This window comes from Pontibacter qinzhouensis (assembly GCF_008017455.1).
GTDB lineage: Bacteria > Bacteroidota > Bacteroidia > Cytophagales > Hymenobacteraceae > Pontibacter > Pontibacter qinzhouensis.
In genome coordinates, this window is record NZ_VRTY01000044.1 from 24261 (window position 1) to 47083 (window position 22823).

Sequence of the window (22823 nt, forward strand, 5' to 3'; positions counted from 1 at the left end):
TATTATCGTATTTTACACCCGTGAAAAGACTTTTCTACCTACTTTTTTGTATCAGCCTGATTGGCTGCGGCGAAAAAAAGCCTCAAAAGCCAGCTAATTTTATTCCTGATGAGAAAATGGTGCGTATTCTGGCCGATGTGCATACCGCAGAAGCACGTGTAGAACGCAGCCTGGCCTACCCCGATACTGCCCTGATGACGTTTAACCATTACCAGAATGAAATACTTGATAAGCATGAGGTAACAGAGGAGCAGTTCCGTGCCACCTACCGCTACTACCTCGAAAACATTCCTGAAATGGACCGGCTGTACGAGGTAATAATCGACACGCTGAGTGTACGCGAATCGCTGGCACAGGCCCGTGCCGACAGTGCCGCCAAACAGGTTGTGGCACCGACAGAGGCACCTTAGAATTATGAATGAGTGATTGTGAGAATGATTTAGGTTTGAATTATAGCTGTCAGGGCACTCTCATTTAGTTTTTTGAGGTACAAAAACGCAAAATTATTATACTATTAGCGCCTCGCCAATTTGATTGTTAGAAAATTTTTGAAGGTGCAAAAGCATTTCAAAGCGGCCAGAGGCCGGAGAATAGCCGTCACGAGCGAGGACGCTCGCGCCATGATAATTTATAATTTCTAATTTTTAATTTGGCGAAGCATTAAATTGAGCCGTCCTTAAAGTCCTTTACAGCCTCGCTCAGGTCAAGTACTAGTGTATCGGGTAGTTTAGACTGCACAATGCTGCTTCCGGCTGCTGAGCGATAGCCACCGGCACAGTGTACCACCACCGGCTTGTCGGTCGGTATTTCGTGGGCACGCTCCCGCAGTTCCGGCAGCGGAATATTAATGGCTCTCTTAAAGAACTTACCGCCTTTTACCTCCGATGCATTCCGAATATCCACAATCGTGTAGTTATCCTGGTTTTGGCTGAACTCCTCCACATTTAGTTCAGGAGTAGAGGCGTTTGCCGGGCTATTCTGCACAAAGGCTCCGCTTATCAGCAGTTCGTACCCGATTTTGGCAGCTTTTTCGATCAGCTCCTCCAGTTCCTCCTCGGTAGCAGCCACCAGGTAAAAGTTCTCTTTCGGGTCTACGATGCTGCCCAGCCAGGTTTCGAACTTATTGCCGTTCTGGATGTTGATAGCGCCTTTAAAATGACTTTTCTTAAATACCTTTTCGCCACGTGCATCTATCACCACAGCACCTGCTTCCGGCTGATAGTCGGCAGCCAGCCGGGCAACCAGTTTCAGGCTCGGTTTGTAGGCTAGAGCGCCTTGTTTGTTTAAGGCAACATCGTAGCCAAAATACTTCGGTATAAAAGGCTGGTCCTCTGTCAGTAGTTTTACAAAGGCTTCTTCGCTCATATCCTGCAGCGCGTAGTTGCTCCGTTTTTCTGCGCCTATGGTGCTGCTGTTGGCATCGCTCAAAGCTTTTCCGCAGAGGGTGCCAGCACCGTGCGCCGGGTAAACCAGCACATCATCGGCCAGTTTCATCAGCTTTTCGCGTGTGCTGTGGTACATTTGGCGGGCAAGCTCTTCGCGCCTGGCGGTTATATTGCCGGCACTCTCCCGCAGGTCGGGGCGACCCACATCACCGATAAACAGAGTGTCGCCAGTAAATACGGCTTTGTCTTTACCTTCGTACTCCAGCACAATACTAATGCCATCAGGTGAGTGACCTGGTGTGTACAGCGATTTTAGCTTTATGGCGCCAATCTCCAGCTCAGCTCCTTCATCGAAAGCCTGGTGAGGATAGTTGGCTCCTACCATGCTGTGTGTATAAATAGTGGCGCCTGTGGTCTGGTATATCTCCAGGTGAGAACTTACAAAGTCGGCATGCGGGTGTGTTTCTATTACACCTACAATTTTGGCCTTGTTGGCTTCTGCAAAATCGTAGTAAGTCTGCGGGTTGCGGGCCGGGTCAACCAGAACCACTTCGCCTGTGTCTTCACTTAAAATGGCGTAACCGTAATGTGCCAGGCCTTTGTCTTCAAACTGGTGAATTTTCATTTGCGCTGTTATTTTAATTTTCTCTTAAGTCCTAAAGAACTCTGATTATAGTTATAAAAGTATAAGATACGAAAAAGGCTTACAGTGATGTTTGTCACACAGCAACTGTGTTTATTTTGTCTACTTACCTGAAATCTTCAACCACTCATTAGAGCTGCCTTGCCCAGGCTTGCAACCAGTGGTTCCAGCAAAAGGTACACAATTTATTTAAATGATTTTTCCAGGTTATGTTAAATTGCTTTGCTGAAAACTCTGAAAACCAGATGAAAGGACTGTTAGAGGAAAACTGAAAAAACGCGCAATTAAAGGAATTTTAAGCAGGTGTTGGATCTGTTCTGATGAAACAAAGGTAGCTTAGTAAGAGGAATTAAGACATCTTGGGGTGTTAGCTACATGTAACTAAAGCATGAAAAGGTTACCCTTGGCGAAATTTGAATAAAAAACCTTCTGGAGGCCGTTTTCATTTAAATAATTTATAAGCTAACATGAAGTTATGTTTAATGTACCAGATGAACTTATTTGCCTGTGCTTAGAGAAGATATTAAACAGAAATTTACTATGAAGAAGCCTGAAGTTTCGGTTCGTGCTATACCAGGTTGGGTTATTGTGCTGACCCTTTTTGGCGTATTATACCTTACAGGACTTCACACAGAAGTTGTTGGGCAGGTGCAGCGGCTGTTGCTGGCCTCCGGGCTGAAGAATGCCGGTGTGCCGGAACCAGTTTCCGCTGCTGGCACGGAAACCACTGCAACAAACCATGCCGCAGTGGTTGGAGCAGGGTTTAAGCTAACTGACCTTAACGGAACAACTATAAATTTTGCAAGCCTCCGTGGAAAGGTGGTTTTCCTAAACATCTGGGCTACCTGGTGCCCGCCCTGCGTAGCCGAAATGCCAAATATCCAGCGCCTCTACGAAAAGGTAGGCTCAGATAAAATTGCCTTTGTAATGCTCTCTGTTGACAAAGGCGGGCCGGAAAAGGTGCAGAAGTTTATTCAGAAAAAGGGTTATACATTCCCGGTGTACCTGCCTGCGAGCCAGTTTCCGCAGGAACTTTACAGCAATTCTATTCCGACTACCTTCATTATTTCACCGGAAGGAGAGATCGTGGCGAAGCAGGAAGGCATGGCAGCTTACGATACGCCAGAAATGCGGGAGTTCCTCAAAAGCATGGTCAGGTAAAATTACTCTGTTTGTTTGCCTATTGCCATGTGAAGAGCAATTGCTCCTGCTGCTGAGCCCTGTTCACGTTTTGTTTAATTAAATAGGTGTCTTTCTATATTCCGAACCTGGTTTATTTTGCTGATATTGATACCAACCTGATCAACACCTTCAACATGAAACAACTATACTCAATTCTTCTGATTCTGGTAACATTTTTAAGCAGTTGTGGAAACAGCACCCTGGAAGAAGGAGAGGCCGCTTCTGTTACAGTGTCTTCTGTTATTTTTACGCAATCGCTTAACAAGGCAAAAGATCTGGCTACTGTGCAGGGTACTAAGTTAGAACTTAAAGCAGGGGCAAAAAGCGACAACTTCCGGGATCCTGATGGTAAACTCTCCAATAATTCGGCCCCGGTGCTTTTGTCGAAGGTGGATAATACGAAGCCATTTACTTTTACGGCCAAAGTTAAGCCCGGCTTTCTGGAGACATACGATGCCGGCACTATGTATGTGTATGTAAACGAGAAGAACTGGGTGAAATTTGCTTTTGAGCGGGATGAGCGGCAGCTTACCCGTATGGTAACCGTACGCACCCTCGATACGTCTGACGACAACAACCACGACGTGGTGGAAGAGGAGAGTGTTTACATGAAAATATCTTCCGACACAAAAACTATAGGCTATTATTATTCCCTAGACAAAACAAACTGGCAATTGGTACGCTTGTACCGGAATGATTACCCGCAGGAGATTTTTGTGGGCTTAAGTACCCAATCGCCCGTTGGTGATGGAACCAGCGCCACCTTCGATGACTGTTCCCTTACCGAAAGCAGCATTAACGATTTTAGGTTGGGTATATAACCGGTAAGCCTGCAAATTCTGATTCAGACAATCTGAATTATTCTAATGTTTTTGCCCTTCCAAAGCTCTTTCTTATAATTCTATCCAAGGGTACTTGATGCTATAGACCTTAGTTTACATTTTGCCCGTTATCTTTCTTGAATACTTTAAAAAGAAAGTAAAAGGCTGGGAGCACAAACAGCAGACCCACGATTAAGGCAATCAGTAGCTGATAGAGGGTGGCATAGGGAGCCTGCGTGTTATAGAAGGTGAGGTGGTTGCCATTTTTCTCATACACCAGAATAGGAAACTGAATGGCAAACCAACCCAACATAATTAAGGTAACCTGCAACCCGATAGCGATCCTCAGCAGCACGATGTTAGGGTGGTTAAAAAGGTAATAAGTAACAGGAGTTAAAAGGGCAACAGCTGCAAAGGAACCGATACTTAAGCTTGATTGAAAAAACTCGTTGAAGAGCTGATGATTCTCCTGCTCGGCTGCCAAAAATACAACCACACCTAGTATAATGGTCAGGAACAAAAATATCTTTGAAATTCTGACATAGCGTTTTTGTTCGATGGCGTAAGTGGCCTCCCCAATCAGGAACACGGCTGCTATGTAACCAAAAAGAGAAGCAGAGAACAGGCCCATTGCCAGGCAAAACAGGTTAAACCAGGGTGCTATGTACTGCTCATAAAAGCTGCCAGTATACTCCAGGTTAATGTTGCCCAGGATCATGGCACCTAACGTAATACCCAGAAAAACCGGGGTTATAAAGCTGGATGCCTTAAAGAATATGGAGTAGTAAGCATGTGTTTTGTCGTGGGTAACATCGTAGTGGCGAAATGTGAACGAGGTTCCGCGCATCACAATGCCAAGGAGCACGATCATCAGCGGAATGTGCAGTGCTACGCTAATGGTGGCATACACCAGCGGAAAGCCGGTAAAAAGAATAACGATGGCCAGAATAAGCCACACGTGGTTTGCCTCCCAAACAGGGGCTATGGCTTTTGATACGATGCGCTCACCTTTCCGGCCTGCCACCGTCTCCACAATGCCTGCTCCAAAATCGGCACCTCCCAGCAGGGTATACAAAATAAAAGACACTCCGAGTATCGTAATTATGATCAGCAGCATAGTCTATTCTGGTTTGGTTCTGGCAGATGGGTAATAGGTTTCAATAGTGGCGATCTGCCGGCGCATGAGCCCGATAATAATCAGGGTTAGCACCAGGTACACCAACGTGATCATGTAAAACGAGTACTGCAGGCCCGGCATTGGCGACACGGCATCTTTGGTTTTCATAACGCCATGAATGATCCAGGGCTGGCGGCCAACTTCTGTTACCGTCCAGCCTGCTTCTACGGCGATAAAACCGAGCGGCGTAAGCAGTGCAATAAACCAGAGCCACCATCTTTTTGCCAGCAGGTGCTTGAAACGGGCACTAAACAGCAGGTACAGAAATCCGGCAAAGGCCAGCAAGAAACCGATGCCCACCATAATCTGAAATGCGATGTGCGTTATCAGAACCGGCGGCCTTTCATCTTTCGGAAACTGATCTAGCCCGATTACCTCCGCATCGAAATCGCCGTGTGCCAGAAAACTCAGGAAGCCAGGTACGTGTATGGCATAATCCACACGCTCTTCCTGGTCGTTCGGGATGCCACCAATGACCAGATCGGCTGGTTGGCTGGTGTGGTACAGGGCCTCCAGGGCAGCAAGTTTTGCCGGTTGCCGCTCGGCAATGTCTTTAGCCGATATGTCGCCGCTAATAGGTTGCAGAAAGGCTGCCACCGCTCCAAAAGCCAGTGCAATGCGCACGGCAGTTTTATGGAAGGCATTGTTCCGGTCTTTTAAAAGCAAATAGGCATGCACACCGGCTACAGCAAAGGCAGTGGCTACAAAGGCAGCCAGGGTCATGTGCAGTGCCTGCGTAAACCAGGCATCATTAAACATAGCGGCTACCGGGTCTATGTTGGTAGGTTTGCCGTCTTCCCAGGTAAAGCCGGCGGGGCTGTTCATCCAGGCGTTAGCCGAAATCACAAATATTCCCGACATCACACCCGAAATGCCAACAACCACCCCCGACAGCCAGTGTACCCATTTGTTGAGCCTGTTCCAGCCATACAGAAAGACCCCGAGAGCAATCGCCTCCACAAAAAAAGCAGTGCCCTCCCAGGAAAAAGGCATGCCAATAATAGGCCCTGCATGTTCCATAAACCCCGGAAAAAGCAAGCCAAGCTCAAAGGACAAAACAGTGCCTGACACAGCACCCACGGCAAAAAAGATAGCCACGCCTTTCGACCAGGCTTTGGCAAGATCGATGTACACCTGCTCTTTCGTGCGGAGCCATTTCCATTCGCTGTAGGCCATTAATATGGGCATGGTCATGCCGATGCAGGCAAACACAATGTGCCAGCCAAGCGACACAGCCATTTGCAGGCGGGCTGCTAAAAGATCGTCCATAGGTTTGGGTGTTAAGGTAAAGGTGCGCTAGAAGTCAGTAAATTACGAGTAGCCGCCTTATTGTTTTCTTGCCGGAAAGGTACAGGTTTTATAAGAGAAGTGTAAAGGGAATGCTGGAAAAAACTAACAAAAATGCTGTAATCTTAGCAGTGCTTTCAGCTATAAAGCCATTATTACAGTTGCTGCCTTACTTCTGAAAAGTAATTTTGATTAGCTACTAAACTATTGTTTCGCCAGATTAATTTTCAGGGTTCCATGCTTCTGCAAAGAAATTTTATGGCAGCCAAAGGTCGCGGAATAGTCGGCACGAACGTGGATGTTTTCTCCATCATAATTTCCAAAATCTAATTTTTAATTTTGGGAAGCATTAGGTGATAAACGAACTGCAAGAAACAAAGAAGCCAGAAGTAGAAGCCTGAAAAATTAATGTAAAATTTACTTCCATCTGGCAACATTCTTTTAGCATTGGCGTACATATATTCAGAAGCCAGATTCAGATTTATTTGGAACGGCTTTAAGGAAAAGGACACGAATAGTGTCCTTTTCTGTTTTATGGGCTTCTCCGATTTCGTTTACATCAGCTTGCTGCCATTCGGTACCGGCGCTGCAGGTTGGGCCAGCACAATGTGCTTATTTTCATCTTCGAAGCCTGTTACCAACACTTCAGATATATACTTGCCTATTTGTTTATTTCCCAGGTTCGTGACACAAAGAACCTGCTGGCCAATGAGTTCATCTTTTGTATATAGGGTGGTTATTTGAGCACTCGATTTTTTGATGCCCAAAGGCCCGAGATCTACAGTAAGTTTATACGCAGGCTTACGGGCTTCCGGAAAATCTGCTGCTTCTATAATAGTGCCCACCCGAATGTCGGTTTGCTCAAAGTGCTGCCAGGTTATTGTCTGCATAGTTTTAGAATAACGGTTTGGTTTTAGATTAGCCGCAACTTGCCAATGGTGAGTTTTTTAGCTCGTTTGAGCAGGCAGAAGTGCAGCCACCAGGTAAATGAATAGACAAATTAACAACAGATCATCAACAATTCCAGCAAAGCAGCCGTAATCCAATGCAATAAACATCTAATGCTATTTCAGCGTGTAACACACGTTCTGCTCCTTTGCAGACGCAAAACAACATAAACTATGAAAAGAGAATCCGGAGCAACCTTACCTGTTTGGGTCGAGAACATTCAAATGCCTGCCACCACTTCTTTACAGGATAACATTACCTGCGATGTATGTGTAGTGGGAGCTGGCCTGGCTGGTATTACCACAGCGTATTTACTGGCCAAAGAAGGTAAACGTGTAGTGGTAGTAGAGGCGAAAAAAATTGGCGGAGGCGAAACCGGCCGTACCACCGCGCACCTCTCCAATGCCCTCGACGACCGTTTTACGGAGCTTATCAGGCTTTTTGGAGTAGATGGTGCCCGACTAGCCGCCCAAAGCCATGGCCAGGCCATAGATAAAATAGAGGAGATCGCGAAAGACCTGAAAATAGATTGCGATTTTGAACGTATTGATGGTTACCTGTTTGCAAACAACCGTGAGGAAGAAGATGCCCTGACACAGGAGCTTGAGGCGCTGCAACAGATCGGCTGGCTGGATGTTGTGCTCCGGAAAAAATGCCCCGTACCTACTTTAACAGCGCTGCCTTGCCTGCACTTCCCGAACCAGGGCAGGTTCCATGCGCTCAAGTACCTGGCAGGTGTTAGTGCCGCTTTTATCGACGCTGGCGGCCAGATATTTACCGAGACCAAAATTGTCCGGCTCGAATCGGGGCCAGTGGTAACGGTGGTGTCTGATCAGGATTTTGCTGTTTCGGCAAACGAATTGGTGGTGGCTACAAACTCACCGGTTAGCAACATGTTCTCGATGCACACCAAGCAGGCACCCTACAGAACCTATGTGGTAGCTGCTGAAGTGCCACGCGGCCAAGTGCCCGATAATCTGTACTGGGATATGCAGGACCCATACCACTACGTGCGTCTGCTTCACGGAACAGATAAAGCGAACGAAAAAAAGAAAGATGATGAACAGGCAGCAGTAACAGGTACCGACCTGCTGATTGTAGGAGGAGCAGACCATAAAACCGGTCAGGAGGAGCACCCGGAGAAACACCTTGCTGAGCTGGAACGTTGGATGCGCCTGAAGTTTCCGATGGTAGGGGAGTTGCGCTATAGCTGGTCGGGGCAGGTAATGGAGCCTGTAGACGGACTGGCCTTTATTGGACGGAACCCCGGCGATACGAATAACGTGTACATTGCAACCGGCGACTCCGGCCACGGCATGACGCACGCAACCATTGCAGGCATGCTCATAACCGACCTGATTATGGGTCGCCCAAACCCTTGGGAGAAACTATATGACCCTGCCCGTACCAACCTGAAATCAACCGGAGAGTTTCTGAAAGAAAACATAAATGTAGCGGCACAATTTAAGGATTATGTAACTGGCGGAGAGGTAGAAGACCCGGCACACGTAATGCCAGGCACAGGCAAAATTATGCGCAAAGGCATGTCTAAGGTAGCTGTTTACTGCGATGAGCAAGGGGTGCAGCACCAATGTTCTGCCGTATGTACACACATGGGCTGCATAGTAAGCTGGAACAACGTAGAAAGCTCCTGGGACTGCCCCTGCCACGGCTCCCGCTTCGACCCGTTTGGCCGCGTTATAACAGGCCCTGCCACCAAAGACCTCGATAAGCTGGAATAGCAGGTAAGAGTACATCAAATTATTGTAGTGCATAACCATAAACCATACGGGGTATCTATTTAGATTACCTAAAGTATACTGCAAGCTCGCGGCAGCGATATTTGTATAGGAGTAGAGATGCCCCGTAATAGGTTATAAACTCAAATTATTCAAATGAAAATAGCCTTCCAAAGGTTTTATAGCTGATTTCTGCCAAGGGTTATTGAAGGGAAAGACAAGGTCCCGACTCTCCGGAATTAGAATTTTAAAACGATGGAAATCGGTACACGAGATTTTTTTCCTCCTGTTGGAATTGAAAAAATCCCTCCTGTGCAAAAAGTAGTGAAAGCGCTTAGTTGTAGTTTATGGTTCTTGCCCACAAGATCCCTGCGGGATGACAAAGGGGGGATGATGACCAACATGAGAGAAAATCCTAACCATAGGTTTTACTTTTTCAACAGATTTTGCACAGGAGGAAAAAATCTAGCGTTAATTCCAGAGAAGTTTTGCCACAGTTTATAAAAAGGCCTGCCAGAATTCTAAGAATTGATCTGGCAGGCCTTTTTGATTCTTGTTCTAAATCTAGATAAAACTGCAGGCGGCTTTTAGACGCTCGACCCCATAACTCAGACCCTTGAAAAGCTAAAGCCCTTCCGAAAGCATTTTTGCTTCGGAAGGGCTTTTTCATCTGAATAATTGCAGGAGTGCCTAGCCTTCTTTTAGAATGGATAGCCAATGGCAATATTCAAGGTCATGCCAGTGTCGCCGGTAAAGCCGAAGTTAAAGTCTTTAATCACGTTACGCTCGCCGGGCGGCAGGTAAGGTACGCGCACCGGAATACCAAAGTCTAACCTGATCACGAAGAACTCAATATCGACACGAACGCCAACACCTGTACCCACTGCCAGTTGGTTCATAAAGGTACTGGTGTTAAAAACACCTCCCGGCCGGTCAACTTCGCCAGTTGTAGGGTTAACCGTTTCGCGCAGAAGCCAGATATTACCTGCATCCACAAACAAGGCTCCTTTTACAAATCCGAATATAGGGAAACGGTACTCTACGTTGGCTTCCAGTTTAATATCGCCGGTTTGGTCAAAGAACGAGAAAAGCAGCGAATCAGGTACATCGTAAGTGCCCGGACCAATACTACGTGGCCTAAATGCCCGGATACTGTTCGGACCGCCAATCGAAAATTGTTTTACATAAGGCATGGTGCTGGAGTTGCCGTAGGAGAAACCTACACCTGTAAGCAGGCGAGTAGCAATCTGGCTGGATGCACCTACCTTCATATAATACCGGAAGTCGTTCTGGATGCGGCTGTATTGCGAATATGCCTGCCCGAACAGAGTACGGGGCGCCTCTTCTTCAGGGCTGTCGGCGCCTGTAAGGCTTTGCAGAGCATTCACCATGTTACCAGATACATCTAACGAAACATCGTTGTAAAACTGGTGTTTACGCTCTTTTATGGCCTGGTTGCTATAGGTAAACCGGTACATGGAGCCAATAATGAACTGTTCTTCGAAGCTACGTTGCAGCAGCCGGTTATTTGCCAGTATTTCCTCGAAAGCTGGCTGCGTTCTGACAAGCTGTACGTACTGCAGGTTAATGGGCGTGATTTCGTGCGTAATGGTTTGCTTAGGTCTCCAGTTGTAGCCATAAGAGGCATTGTAGGAGTTCATCTGGAAAAAATTAACCCGGTTCAGAAAGTTAAAACCTACGTTAATACGGGTTTTGGGCACAAATTCGGTACGTAAGTTACGCATTCGGAACGGCGATACAATACGCGGAATGATCAGGTTCGTCTGCACCCCCAACTCATACGAGGTCAAATTTGAATTCAGGTTTTCCTCACCGGTTTCAGGATTTTCGCGGTCGGAGCCTCTGCCACCCACCAGGCTCTCGAAAGTACCGGTAAAATCCACAGTCAGTAATTCAGAGCCTTTAAAGGCATTCCGGTTCCGGAAAGAAGCGAGCAAGCCCGGACCAGCAAAGCCATTGGTTTTATTCACCATCTGCGCCTCCATCCGCAACGATTTCTTAAGAGCAGGAGTGAGGTAGAGAAAGGCATCTAACCGATCGTTGGTGGTGGTATCGGGCTGGTACTCCAGGTTCACGAACTTGTATGCAGGTAAGCCCATCAGGCGGCTTACGGTCAGGAGCTGGTTCTGCCGGGTGTACAGGCTGTCCGGGTACAGGAAAACGCCTCTGAGCAAGTGCTTTGCCTTTACATAGTCCTCGCTCGGTATGTAACGGTATCCGCGAATGTTCAGGGTGTCGTTTGTACTGATGCTGTCGTTCAGGAAATAATCGGCATGAATAAAAACGTCGTCTATCTTATAAGCCTGCAGTGTTCGGGGTGGTGCCGCACTTTTTATTCTAACCAATACATCAGCCTTTCTGTCGCCAGCCGTAGTGTCTACACTAAAAATAAGCAGGTCCGGACTGAAGTAGAAGTAGCCTTTGTTCTTCAGTACGGCATCGATGCGCACACGCTCCTGCGTCATGGTCGACAGGTCGTAGGGGTCATCGGGTTTTAGCAGCGATTCCGCCTGCGTCTGTTGAATAGCTTTATGTATCGGTAAAGAGTCGTCCAGGGTGTAGGCTATTTTACGGATGCGGTAAGGCTCGCCTATGTTTGCTGTCCAGTTAATAGTGGCCTTTTTCTTTTTGATGCTGGTGTTGCTGCTGACCTGGTTTACAAAGTAACCTCTGTTGTGCAGGCGGCTGCTCATTACATCGCTCACGGTGTTGGTATCTACTTCGGAGAGAAGCACGGGCGGCTCGCCTAGTTTGTTCTGTATCCAGTTGCCAAGGCCTTTTTCTTTTTCGGTGTAAAAGGCATTATAGATCCAAAGCTTTGGGCGGAGGCCGAAAATGGAAGCGTTTGGCTTAGGGCGTACCGTACCGCTTAACTCAGTGGCTAGCGCCGAAGAGCGTTTACTGCTATCTTTTTCGTCGTTTACTTTTATTTTAAAACCGGCAAACAGGGCATCGCCTTCCGGAACGGTTTTGGTGCTGCTGCAACTCCAGAAAAGGAGCGTGAGCAGCAACAAACTTGCAAATGAAAAAGATGAACGAAGTATTTTTGCTGACATAAATTAACTATTCTATAGCCTCTGTTTTAAGTTTCTGGGCGCTTTCTTTTCTTCTTTCCTCCATTTTCTCCTGGCGTTTCTCCACATTTCTGAAAAGATCTGCAAAGTCGTCGTACTCGCGTTCAAAGATGAGCGAAAGTCCTGTTGCCCGCACATCGCCTTCGAGGTAGCCCTCATACTGGTTGCGCTGGAAACCACGCACACGCAGCCTGCCATCTTTGGTAATGGAATACTCCACCGATACATCGCCACCGAAGCCGCTCATAGAGTTGGTGTTTTCTGACTGGCCTTCTATGCCGATGTCGGTACCTACCCGCACTGTTAACCTGTCGTTCAGGAACTGCTGGCGCACCGCCACATTCAGGTCGGTACGGCCCTCAGCAGAACCTGATGAGTAGTCTTCGTACGAGTTTACACCTACTTCGAGGCCCAGGCCACCGGCATAGCGATCGGTGAGGGCATTCAGCTGATCAGTCATAACGGAGCTTAAGCTGCCTCTTGCCGAGGCTGCCAGGCTGCCTCCTGTGCTGGCAAGTGGGTCTAGTGCCATAAAGCGGCCAAGTACGAGTAGCGAGAATACTTGCTTGCTCATTTCGTTTTCATCCTGGCGCAGCACGGCCAGTTGTTCTGTCACAAGAGCACCTACACCGCTTCCGCGTTCCTCTTCCGGCAGCTCAATGTCGAATCCTATTTCTGGCTTCATAATTTCGCCGGTTACAATTACCTGCACCTCAAACGGAAGCTGGTTGCGCCAGGCAGGCTGTACTTGCCCTTGGGCCTGGTCCTGCAGTAGCTCCATAGGGGCAGTGCGTACGTTGTATATGGTGGTAATGTTTACATCTGCATAGAGCGGGTCTCCGGTCCAGGCTATGTAGCTGCCCTCTGCTATATCGAGTTGCCTTGACACCAGGTCGTAAAAGTCCATGCTGTACTGGCCTTCTGTAATCTCATAACGCCCCGACATGTTTATCTGTCCGCTTGGCTGAATACCTATTACCAGCGGGTCTGCGTTGCCTCTTACTACCAGATTATCGCCGGTGGCCGGATCTATGATAATGGTCATCGGGGTAGCATCTGTTACTTTAAGCGATACATTTATGTCGGCACCAACAAAACCAGTGGCTGTAGAGTCTTCCAGTTCGCGGCCTACAATGGCTGTCAGCGCATCGTTTAGTTGTACAAATTCTACAATGCCTTCTCGCTCGGCTGCTCCTGCTTCATCTGCCGGAATAACCGCCGTAAAGTCAGAGCCATCCAGCACCGACACATTCAGGTCCAGCACAGGGTGCGCCATGTCGCCGGTTATTTTGGCATTGGCTCCTAAAAGTACTGTTCCATAAAAGAGGTCGTTATCCTGTGCAGTGGAGTTCATGGCCAGGAAGCGGTCTGAATTAACGCGCAGGTCAAACTGGTAGTCGAGGTAATCCTGGGTCAGAATATTCCCTTTCACGACCATGGTATTGTTGAGCGAATCGGTGAGTGTAAAGTTCGGGAAGTTAATGCCTTGCTCGTTAAACACCAGCCGCTCGTTCTGCAGCCTGTATACCGAGTTGAGCATAGCTACATTAAACTGTGCCTGGTTAAAGTTCAGGTCGCCACTAATGTTAGGGTCGTCTACGGTGCCGGTTATGCGGAGCCTGCCACTGATGTTGCCGCCCATATCTTTTACCATGCCCATGGTAAAGCCCTCTAAGGCCGCCAGGTTTATACTCCCAATGTTGGCATCGAGGTTAAGCAGGCTCTCATTTGGCTGCGCCTCGTAGAATCCGGTTATCTTCAACTGGTTACCATTGCCAGTTAGGCCAGCCTCTAAATTATAGCGTGTGCCATCGTCGGTACTGGCAAGTACGCCAATGTTGCCTACAGGCACACCCATATATGCCAGATCAGAGAGCGTAATATCAGAAGTGAAAGCCATGGTGCCTTCCATCAGGTTTCGGATAGTAGCTTCGCCGTTAATGATACCGGCAATCATACTGTCTTCCTGCTGAAAAGACTCCATCAGGTAAGCAATATCAAAGTTTGCGAATTCTACTTGCAGTGGCGCGTTGGAGGTGGCCTCACCAATACTGTTCACAAGCAGGTAGCTATTGCCGCGTTCCAAACGAATATTGTTGGCATAGAGCAGGTTGGTGTCGAACTGCAGGTAATTTTCTTCCGGAACGGTCCACCTGTCGCCGTTTATTACCAACTGGTCCTGGGCAAAAGAGAAACGGTAGCCGGTATCGAGGCTATTAAGCAAACCACCGATTACAAATTGCTCGTTGCCGTTGTTCTCCGATATAGAGAGCCTGGTGCTGATGTCGTTGTCGCGGGCAGCACCATCGAGGGCAATGTTCTGCACCATTAAAGCCGGTGAAGACAGCTCCTGCAGGTTAAGCTGGTACCCTAGTTGCTCCCGGTTACCTCTTACCTGCAACGATAGGTTCTTCAGCACAAAATCGGTATACTCTATCAGGCTGATGGCGGCATCCATGTTCAACTCGTTCGTTTGGCCATTGTAGGAGGCCGTAATCGGACTGGTTATATTCAGCGCCTCCAGGTCAGGTACAAAGGCTGTTATCAAATCGGTGCGTTTCAGATTTATCTCTACTGTAAAATCTTCCAGGTTCGAATCAGCAGGGTAGGGTGGGTCCGGGTGCAGGTCGAAGAAGTTCGAGAAATGTTTTTCGAGGGCAGTAGGCAAGGTAGCCAGGCTGTTCCGGAAACGCATGTTGGCATCGAGCAGGTTAGAAGCCACCTGCAAGGCCACCCCCGGCCCTGTCTGATCCAGGGTCAGGCCGAGTGAGTCTATCGGGAATGTATGCTGGTTCTGGCGAATCAGGAAATCGCGCATCTCCATGGTACCGCTAATGGTGCTGGCATCTGCCCCTCTGAAATTGCCTTTCACATAGCCTTTCATAGCCAGGTCGTCGGGGTACAGGTTCAGTGCCTTCAGGTCCACGCTGTCCAGTTCCAGGGTAAAGGCGTAGGCAGGTTGTTCTGCATTGCGCATGTTTACATCCGCATTCAGCACAAAGTCCAGGTTCTGGTCTTCGGAAGTGGCATTTACAGTATAGATGTTCTGGTTAATGGTGGCATTTGCCAGTATGTTGCTGTAGGTATAATCGTTGTAGTTAAATTCGCGGATGTTGGCTTTCACCTGTGCCCGCATGGTTTCAGGGTCCATGCCGGTGCCGGAGGCTGTTAGTTGCATACTTACACGGCCAAGCCCCAAAGTATCGATCAGTATCTGCCCCAGGTCGAGCTGGTTTACGTTTACGGTGGCTCTGAATGGTTCTGCACCGGCAGGGCCAGGTTGCATGTCTACGTTGGCTGTAATGTTACCGACAGAACTTCTGACATTGGCGTCCGCATCGAAATTGGTGAGAGTGCCGCGGTAATTGCCCGTCATGCTGATGGTGTTGGGTATGCGTATATCAGGAGGTAACACCCCGGGAGGGCTCAGAGCCTGTACATCGGTGCGGGTGGTGGCAAACTGGTTTATGCGCAGGTTTAGGTACATGCGGTCGGGGTTCATGGGGTTGCGCACGCTGCCACTAACATCGGCGCGTGTACCTTGCAGGCCGGCTATTTGCAGTTTGTTAATGGTTACCACATCGTTCAGCGCGCCGCTTGCCTGCCCATCAATACGAATGGTAGAATTGGCTATTTTGCGGAAAGCAGGATCTACGGTAAGGTCGGGAGCAAAGAAGCCTACATCTTTCATGCCGATGCGGCTGCCCTGCAAGTCGAGCGAAAAGGCTAGGAGCTCCGGGTTCTCGGCCACGGCATCTAACGACGGGTAACGCACCACCAGTTCAGGACCGAAATTGCTGTTGTCGGTTTGCAGGTCGAGATTAGTAAGGCTGGCGCTGGTAGAGTCTACCCGTATGGCTGCCTGAAAGTTGTTAACTCTGAAGCCGCTTTTCTCCGCTAACTTTAGCTGATTTAGGTCTATTTCGATCTGATTCTGACTGAAGACAAAGTTCTTCGCATTCAGCTCAACATCTTTAAAGAGCAGGTGGTCGTAATCCATGCCGCGTGGCTGGGCAGGTGTGTTAAAGTTATCGAACTTCACCTGCAGCCCCGATATATCCATTTCATTCAGGTCTATTACCCAGTTAACAGGTTGCCCCTGCGTTTCTTCTACCGTTTCGTCCAGTTTCTCGGCGGTTCTGGCCGGGTTCACCGACAGCGAATCGGCGGATTTATATTTTTCCTGCACGTATACCAGCGAGGTGTTGTGCAGGTCGAAACTCTTCAGGTCAATTTTGGCATTTGGTATATCAATGTCGTCGGTTACCAGCTCCGAGTCACCTAACTTTAATTCAATTCGTTGGTTGGCTACCTGGCTATGGTAACTTAGGTCAATGTTCTGTAACTGCACCCGGTTAAGGCCGAACTGCATTTCAAGAGGCTCAGATTCCTCTGTTTCAACAGGTAACTTGGTTTGTATAAAGCTGAAGGCGGTGTTGCGAAGCTCAATTTCATCTACCCTGTAAATTTCATTTTCCAGGTCCAGTTCGTCCATGGTTGTCAGGAACTTACCGATGCGGCCTTTTATCAGGTTGCCGCCTGCTTCATCTCTAAAATCGAGGTAAATGTTTTCCAGGTTAATCACGTCCAGGTTTAATTTCATGGCCGTGGCGGTGGTATCTACTGGTGCAGTGGTGGTGTCGGAGGCGAAAGCTTCCATTATAAAGTCGAAATTGGCACTGCTGTCGGGCCTTATATGGACTTTGGCGGTGGCGTTCTGCAGGTCGATGGTGCCGATGTTTATTTCGCCTTTCAGAAGCGAGAATATTTTCAGGTCTACCCCCAGGCGCTCGCTGTACCAGAGCGTATCTTGCTGCTGGTCTTCGAGGTATACCTCTTTCAGCACAATAGAATTGCGCCAGTCGGTGGTGAAGCCGCCGATTTCTACACGGGTGTCTAAGGTTTTGGCCAGGTATGAGGCGCCTTTCTGGGCGGCAAAATGCTGTACCTGCGGGAACTGTAAGGCTACGATGATCAGTACCAAAAGACCCACAATAAAGATCAACAGCCAAAGCAGGATCTTCAAGAATACTTTTCCGATATGTTTAGCAGAAGCGATAGGAAGTCGATGTTTAGTTTCTGAGTTGACTTTACGCAAGAATCGGCAGAAGGATAGGCTGTGTTTTAAAAAGTAACTATTTTTAGGACTCAAATATTAGAAAAATTGGCTGAGTAAGGGCTGGAGGTGGTTGAGCTGCTGGTAAAAAAAATGCCCGAACCAGCTTTTCTACACGATAATTCACAAAAAAGCGGTAACTGCCACATCTATGGCAGTTACCGCTTTTTTGTGAATTATTCTAAGGGTTCCTTTTTAGAGAAACTTCAGAAAATAGAATTTTAGTTTATTTCCAACACAAATTTTAAGGCTTAACCCTTGGCACTCAGAAGCCTGAAAAGCTTTTGAAGGGCTATTTTATTAGCATAATTCCGCACAGCGCACTATTAGCCATAAATTTCGTTTAGCAGACCCGCCAGCCTTACACCGCCCTGCAGCAGGCACTGTTGCACGGTGCCAAAGTGCTCGTAAGAATAGCGGTAGCTGAGTTTGTTATCGGCTGGTAAGTTATAAACGGCGGGCCGGAGCGGCATTGTGCCATAAGCCCAGTCGCGCACCGAGGTTGCCTGCCACTCCTTTACCTGTACTTTGGCTGGTTTGCCTAAAAAATGGGTAAGCTCGGTGTAACTCAGGTTTTTACCGTCTATCATGTCGCTGTCCCATACGCGGTGCAGGTTAGAGGGCTGTCCGAACCAGGTTACTTTAACGGCATTGCCGCCCTGGTCGTCTTTTCCGCCAACGTGCATGGGCTGGTGCAGGTCACCGACAAGGTGCACCAGGTACTTCAGGTATTCCTGCTCGGTTTGCCGCGGCAGGTTACCTGCTTTCAGGGCAGCCACAATCTCTTCAATTTTCATAACGATGTCGCCATTCGGGTTTTTCGTGGTTTGCTCGTAGGTCATGCCATCGGGAATGGTTACCCAGTGCCAGTCGTGGGTGTGGTTGTAGGCAGCATCCGATTTAATATCATCCATCCAGTTCGATACTTCAGCCAGCGAATTGTTTTCCAAAACAGCCATTACCTTTTTCAGAGCCTTTTTACTCAGGTGCTGTTCTGCCACCAGCCCAACCGCTCTGTGCCCGTTTTGTCCCCAGGCAGCTGCCTGACCAATAGCCACTACTAACACTAAAAAGATGCTTACTAACTTTTTCATTTCAAGATTAAATTTGTACTAAAATTCCCCGGCCTTTAGATGTGCCGCTGGCCGCAAAGGTAAAAGTAATTCAGAAGTAAAGCCTTTATTAAAATGTTAGGAAATAAATTATTCTAATGAAACAGGCCTTCCGAAGCATTTGAGGTAAATTTTAGTCAAGGGTACTACTTCTTATCATCGAACCGGATGCCTGCAGGTATAGCTACTGCTAAGTTATTTTCTTTTGGCGGAATAGGACAGGAGTAGCCGGCGGCGTAAGCGCAGTAGGGGTTGTAGGCCTTATTAAAATCGAGCAGCATGGTTTCTCCTTCCGGAATGGTTAAGTCGAGGTAGCGGCCGCCGCCATAGGTGGTATGGCCGTTGGTTTGGTCGGTAAAAGGCAGGAACAGGTGGTTGCGGTACTGCTCTGTTTTGCGCAGAGCCAGGTTCTGGTAAATGTTAAGTATGTGGGTTTGCCCGTGTAGCTCAAAAGTGAGTTCTCCATATTTTACATATTCCGGCAGCCTGTCTGTAGAAGTTTGCATTTTAAAGACTGGTTCCTGCGCGGTGCGTTTAAACCGGGCCTGCACCCGGTAAGCAAGGTCAATCTCGAAAAATGTGTGGCCGCTAAATTGTGTTAGTTTTTCTGGTGGTAACGGCGATTTTTCAGGGTCTTTGTAGGCCTCGTTCAGTTCCTGCTGGTAGGCCAGCAACTCCTGTACAGCTGTTGAGTCGGTTTGGCCAAAGGAGGGGCAAATGCAGGTAAAGGCAAGTAAGATTACGAGAAGCAATTTCATGTATAGGTTATTTCGAAACAGGTTTAAGGGAGCTTGTATAGTAGTTCCGAAGGTAAGCAGTTTGGACTTAATTTTTGCTAACTACCCTTGGCACTTATTTCCTCAAAAACCTTTGGAAGGCTGATTTCATTAGAATAATTCAATACTAAAGTAAAAATAAAGCGGCCGCTCCTGCCTTAGCAGAAACGGCCGCTTTTTAGTTGCCATGTTAAATTTTAATACGGCTTGGCCTCATGCGATTTTTCCTGGGCATCCTGCACACCTTCTTTGGCAGATGTGTTGCCAATTGGGCCATCGGTACCTTCGGGTTCTTTCATCATTTTCATTTTCGCTGTAGCCTCTTTTATGCCTTCTGCTACTCTGCGGCCGTAGTCTTCATCGGCCTGAGTAAAGTTTTCAATCATTTTATCCTGAATGCGCTTATCGGCAGCAGCCAGCGTGTTCGAGAGGTTCATGATCAGCTCATCGCGTTCCCAATCTTCGAAATTGCGATAGGTTTCGCCGGCTTGCTTAAAGTCGTTGGCGCGCTCTATTTTTTGGCGTACCAGGTTGGCTTCGTAGCGTGGCGTATAATCTTTGCCTGCTTTAGGTGCTTCTGATAGCCCACCTAAGGTGCTTGGCTCGTAGTTTATATGAATGTTCTGGCCTTCAGCAAAATCTGTTTTGTAGGCCATTTGTCCGCCGCGCTGGTTCGTGGCTACTTTGGTACGAGGTGCGTTTATGGGCAGCTGCAGATAGTTGGCGCCAATGCGGTAACGCTGCGTGTCGGAGTAGGAGAAGGTGCGGCCCTGCAGCATTTTATCGTCAGAGAAATCCAGTCCGTCAACGAGTACGCCTGTACCGAAGGCAGCCAGCTCCACTTCATTAAAATAATCGACAGGGTTGCGGTTCAGGGTCATTTTGCCAACCGGCATAAACGGAAACTGGTCCTGCGGCCATAGCTTGGTATCATCCAGCGGGTCGAAGTCGAGTTCCGGATGATCATCGTCGCTCATGATCTGCACACACAGTTCCCACTCGGGGTAATCGCCTTTCTCGATGGCTTCGTAAAGGTCTTGCGTGGCGTGGTTAAAGTTCTTACCCTGAATCTCTTCAGCTTCTTTTTGGGTTAGGTTCCGGATTCCTTGCTTCAGTGGCTCCCAGTGGTATTTAATCAACACGGCTTCACCGTCTTTGTTTACCCATTTGTAAGTGTTAACACCAGAACCCTGCATCTGGCGGTAATTAGCCGGTATGCCCCACGGCGAAAACAGAAATGTAGCCATATGTGTCGACTCCGGCGTGTTGGAGATAAAGTCGAAAATACGCTCACCACTCTGAATGTTGGTTACCGGGTCGGGCTTCTGTGAGTGTATCAGGTCCGGGAACTTCATCGCATCCCGGATAAAGAAGATTTTTAGATTATTTCCAACCAGGTCCCAGTTACCATCTTCGGTATAAAATTTAACAGCGAAACCACGCGGGTCGCGCAAGGTTTCAGGCGAGTGTGTACCATGACCAACCGTAGAGAAACGTACAAACACAGGTGTTTCCTTGCCTTCTTCCTGAAACAGCTTGGCGCGTGTATAGTTGGCAATAGGCTCGTTGCCTACTTTACCATAAGCCACAAAAACACCATGCGCACCAGCTCCTCTGGCATGCACCACGCGCTCCGGAACGCGTTCACGGTCGAAGTGAGAGATTTTTTCTATGAAGTGATAATTCTCCATAGTGGCAGGGCCGCGGTTCCCGATAGTTCGAATGTTCTGGTTGTCGGTAACCGGGTGACCTTGTCTGGTGGTGAGGGTTTTGTCCTCGTTTACAGACTGACCACTGGTTTTAGATGCCCCAGATGCTCCGCCTTTAGGCTGGTTTCCGTTTTGGTTTTCGATCATGATAAAGTTGTGTTATGAATTTTCGACTATTTACCTCTTACCTTATACTGGTGGAGGGCGAAATTTGATAATAGATATTATTGATTCAAGATAGATAAAATCTATAAGAAAAAGAACTAATGGTAATTAGTTTATCTGAAGAAGGTTCAGTTGAATAATATTCTTTTAAGCTACCGGCCCAAATAAGTTGTTAGCATCTGCTAAGGCAGCCATTTGGCCAGATTGTGTTATAAGCACTTGTAAGATTATCCTTTGTCTTGGGTCTTGCTACTGGTGTTCTTTTACTGAGGTGCAGCATGGCTTTTCTGCTACATGTTCCAACACTAGCCCGAATTGCTCGTTTAAAGAGAAAACACTGTACATTTTTTTAAGACTAGACCTATGAAAAATAACGAAAGAGATTACGATAACGAACACAACAATAGGCGTGGCCAGGACCACGACCGTAACGATTTTTCTGAATACAGGCAGCGCTACCAGAGCAGAGGTAACTACTACGGCATGCCCGATGAGAACCAGGAGTACCGGAATGTGAAAGGAACAAACCAATCTTCGGGCCACAATACCTCCGGGCCAATGGGGAATTATGGTGAGAACAATTATCCCGCATCTGGTAACCGCGGTAACCAGCAGGGCCGCAACCAGTGGAGCGACCAGAGCAGATCTTCCAGAGATCAGCAGCATGACCGCAACAGAGACCATAACTATGGCAGCGACTGGCAAGGCCGAAGCAGCCAAAGCAACTCCTCCAACCGCCACGATAGCGACTACCGCTACGGCGACCCTAACAGGTACATGAACAACGAGCGCAACGGCGGCTACGACAGGTCGCAAGGCCAGGGCTGGCGAAGCGAATCGGACGACTACAAGCGCAACAGCCACTACAACCAGGATCGGTATAACCGCCAGGACAACAGCTACAGAAGCAGTGGCCAAGGCAGAAGAATTAGCGAGTATGGTCGTGATGAGCACAATACTTATGGCCAGCACGAGGCGAAAGGGGAGCAGCTAGACCATGGCTATACCGATCGTGGAGAGCAACCGCGCAGCCAGCGCGACAACAACTATGACCCGTCGCGTATAGAGCAGGGCAGCAACCGCCGTGGAAGCTATGACCCTAGTGGCTACAATGCCGACAGACCTAACTTCTCGAACCAGAACAACCGTTACGGCTCCGGAAGCAGCAGGCGGCAGGGGCAAAGCCAAGACGAGGACCTGTTCGATAACACCAGCAACAATTATCCCTCCACCAGCCGGCATGGTAACAAACACAAATCCGGGCCAGACTGGTCAGCCGATTCAGCAGCCAGCGATTATAGCCCCGGCGATTTAAGAGGCTAAGTTTTCCTGCATGTAAATGAAAGGGCCTGTCTTTAAAAAGCAGGCCCTTTTTTGCTGAAGAAGAAAATTATAGCTACAATTTACATTGTTTTGCGTATGGGAGCGTTACAAACCCAGTTCATTCAACTTACCAAACACCATGAAACTACTTTTATCTTTACCTAAACTGGCATTGTTCTACGGTATTTTACTCTTAACTGCCTGCACCATCCGAAACACAACCGTGGCAGGTGAACAAAACTCACTTCAGGATACCGATTGGATGCTACTCTCCTTTGGCGACCACGAAGTTCCCACTGCCCCAGATGCACGTACCAGCTATATCCATTTCGACAGCAAAAACGA

16 protein-coding genes are annotated in these 22823 nt (G+C 48.1%); 7 read left to right on the forward strand and 9 right to left on the reverse strand.

Annotated elements, in window-relative coordinates:
- Positions 1-20: 20 nt before the first annotated feature.
- On the forward strand, positions 21-410 hold the full coding sequence (locus FVR03_RS12725; RefSeq protein ID WP_255474204.1) for a DUF4296 domain-containing protein: 390 nt from the start codon (positions 21-23) through the stop codon (positions 408-410).
- A gap of 250 nt (positions 411-660) precedes the next feature.
- Here the strand turns inward: FVR03_RS12725 and FVR03_RS12730 are convergent, their stop codons facing one another.
- Positions 661-2010, reverse strand: coding sequence for an MBL fold metallo-hydrolase (locus tag FVR03_RS12730; protein ID WP_147922133.1), 1350 nt, complete (start codon positions 2008-2010; stop codon positions 661-663).
- 558 nt (positions 2011-2568) lie between these two features.
- Here FVR03_RS12730 and FVR03_RS12735 point away from each other — a divergent pair.
- Together FVR03_RS12735 and FVR03_RS12740 are read left to right on the forward strand one after the other, a co-directional pair.
- Positions 2569-3189 carry a TlpA disulfide reductase family protein gene (locus tag FVR03_RS12735; protein ID WP_147922134.1) on the forward strand — a complete coding sequence of 207 codons (621 nt, stop codon included), beginning with the start codon at positions 2569-2571 and terminating at the stop codon, positions 3187-3189.
- A gap of 86 nt (positions 3190-3275) precedes the next feature.
- On the forward strand, positions 3276-4031 hold the full coding sequence (locus FVR03_RS12740) for a DUF1349 domain-containing protein (protein WP_222707230.1): 756 nt from the start codon (positions 3276-3278) through the stop codon (positions 4029-4031).
- Positions 4032-4140: 109 nt separating this feature from the next.
- Here FVR03_RS12740 and FVR03_RS12745 read toward each other — a convergent pair whose 3' ends face one another.
- The 3 genes from FVR03_RS12745 to FVR03_RS12755 all read right to left on the reverse strand — a co-directional run bounded on the left by FVR03_RS12745 (position 4141) and on the right by FVR03_RS12755 (position 7385).
- Positions 4141-5148, reverse strand: a complete 1008-nt coding sequence (locus FVR03_RS12745; protein WP_147922135.1) for a cytochrome d ubiquinol oxidase subunit II — start codon at positions 5146-5148, stop codon at positions 4141-4143.
- 3 nt (positions 5149-5151) lie between these two features.
- On the reverse strand, positions 5152-6477 hold the full coding sequence (locus FVR03_RS12750; protein ID WP_147922136.1) for a cytochrome ubiquinol oxidase subunit I: 1326 nt from the start codon (positions 6475-6477) through the stop codon (positions 5152-5154).
- Positions 6478-7049: 572 nt separating this feature from the next.
- Positions 7050-7385, reverse strand: a complete 336-nt coding sequence (locus FVR03_RS12755; RefSeq protein WP_147922137.1) for a tRNA-binding protein — start codon at positions 7383-7385, stop codon at positions 7050-7052.
- Between the two features lie 231 nt (positions 7386-7616).
- On the opposite strand from FVR03_RS12755, the gene FVR03_RS12760 reads away from it, so the two are divergent.
- Together FVR03_RS12760 and FVR03_RS12765 are read left to right on the forward strand one after the other, a co-directional pair.
- Complete coding sequence (locus tag FVR03_RS12760) at positions 7617-9185, forward strand: FAD-dependent oxidoreductase (RefSeq protein WP_147922138.1); 1569 nt, start codon at positions 7617-7619, stop codon at positions 9183-9185.
- A 252-nt stretch (positions 9186-9437) separates the two neighbouring features.
- Positions 9438-9686, forward strand: a complete 249-nt coding sequence (locus FVR03_RS12765; RefSeq protein ID WP_147922139.1) for a hypothetical protein — start codon at positions 9438-9440, stop codon at positions 9684-9686.
- 197 nt (positions 9687-9883) lie between these two features.
- On the opposite strand, the gene tamL is transcribed toward FVR03_RS12765, so the two are convergent.
- The 5 genes from tamL to FVR03_RS12790 form a co-directional block, all read right to left on the reverse strand.
- Positions 9884-12259 carry a translocation and assembly module lipoprotein TamL gene (tamL, locus tag FVR03_RS12770; RefSeq protein WP_147922140.1) on the reverse strand — a complete coding sequence of 792 codons (2376 nt, stop codon included), beginning with the start codon at positions 12257-12259 and terminating at the stop codon, positions 9884-9886.
- 7 nt (positions 12260-12266) lie between these two features.
- Positions 12267-17429, reverse strand: a complete 5163-nt coding sequence (locus FVR03_RS12775; protein ID WP_147922141.1) for a translocation/assembly module TamB domain-containing protein — start codon at positions 17427-17429, stop codon at positions 12267-12269.
- 290 nt (positions 17430-17719) lie between these two features.
- The gene (locus FVR03_RS12780; RefSeq protein WP_147922142.1) at positions 17720-18487 is read right to left on the reverse strand and encodes a S1/P1 nuclease; all 768 of its coding nucleotides are present in this window, start codon (positions 18485-18487) and stop codon (positions 17720-17722) included.
- A gap of 164 nt (positions 18488-18651) precedes the next feature.
- The gene (locus FVR03_RS12785) at positions 18652-19263 is read right to left on the reverse strand and encodes a DUF1684 domain-containing protein (RefSeq protein ID WP_147922143.1); all 612 of its coding nucleotides are present in this window, start codon (positions 19261-19263) and stop codon (positions 18652-18654) included.
- 215 nt (positions 19264-19478) lie between these two features.
- Positions 19479-21137 carry a catalase gene (locus tag FVR03_RS12790; protein ID WP_147922144.1) on the reverse strand — a complete coding sequence of 553 codons (1659 nt, stop codon included), beginning with the start codon at positions 21135-21137 and terminating at the stop codon, positions 19479-19481.
- Between the two features lie 381 nt (positions 21138-21518).
- Here FVR03_RS12790 and FVR03_RS12795 point away from each other — a divergent pair, with 381 nt between their 5' ends.
- Positions 21519-22478: a hypothetical protein gene (locus FVR03_RS12795; RefSeq protein WP_147922145.1), complete on the forward strand. Its 960-nt coding sequence runs from the start codon at positions 21519-21521 to the stop codon at positions 22476-22478.
- A gap of 139 nt (positions 22479-22617) precedes the next feature.
- A partial coding sequence (locus tag FVR03_RS12800; RefSeq protein ID WP_147922146.1) for a hypothetical protein occupies positions 22618-22823 on the forward strand: 206 nt, incomplete at its 3' end.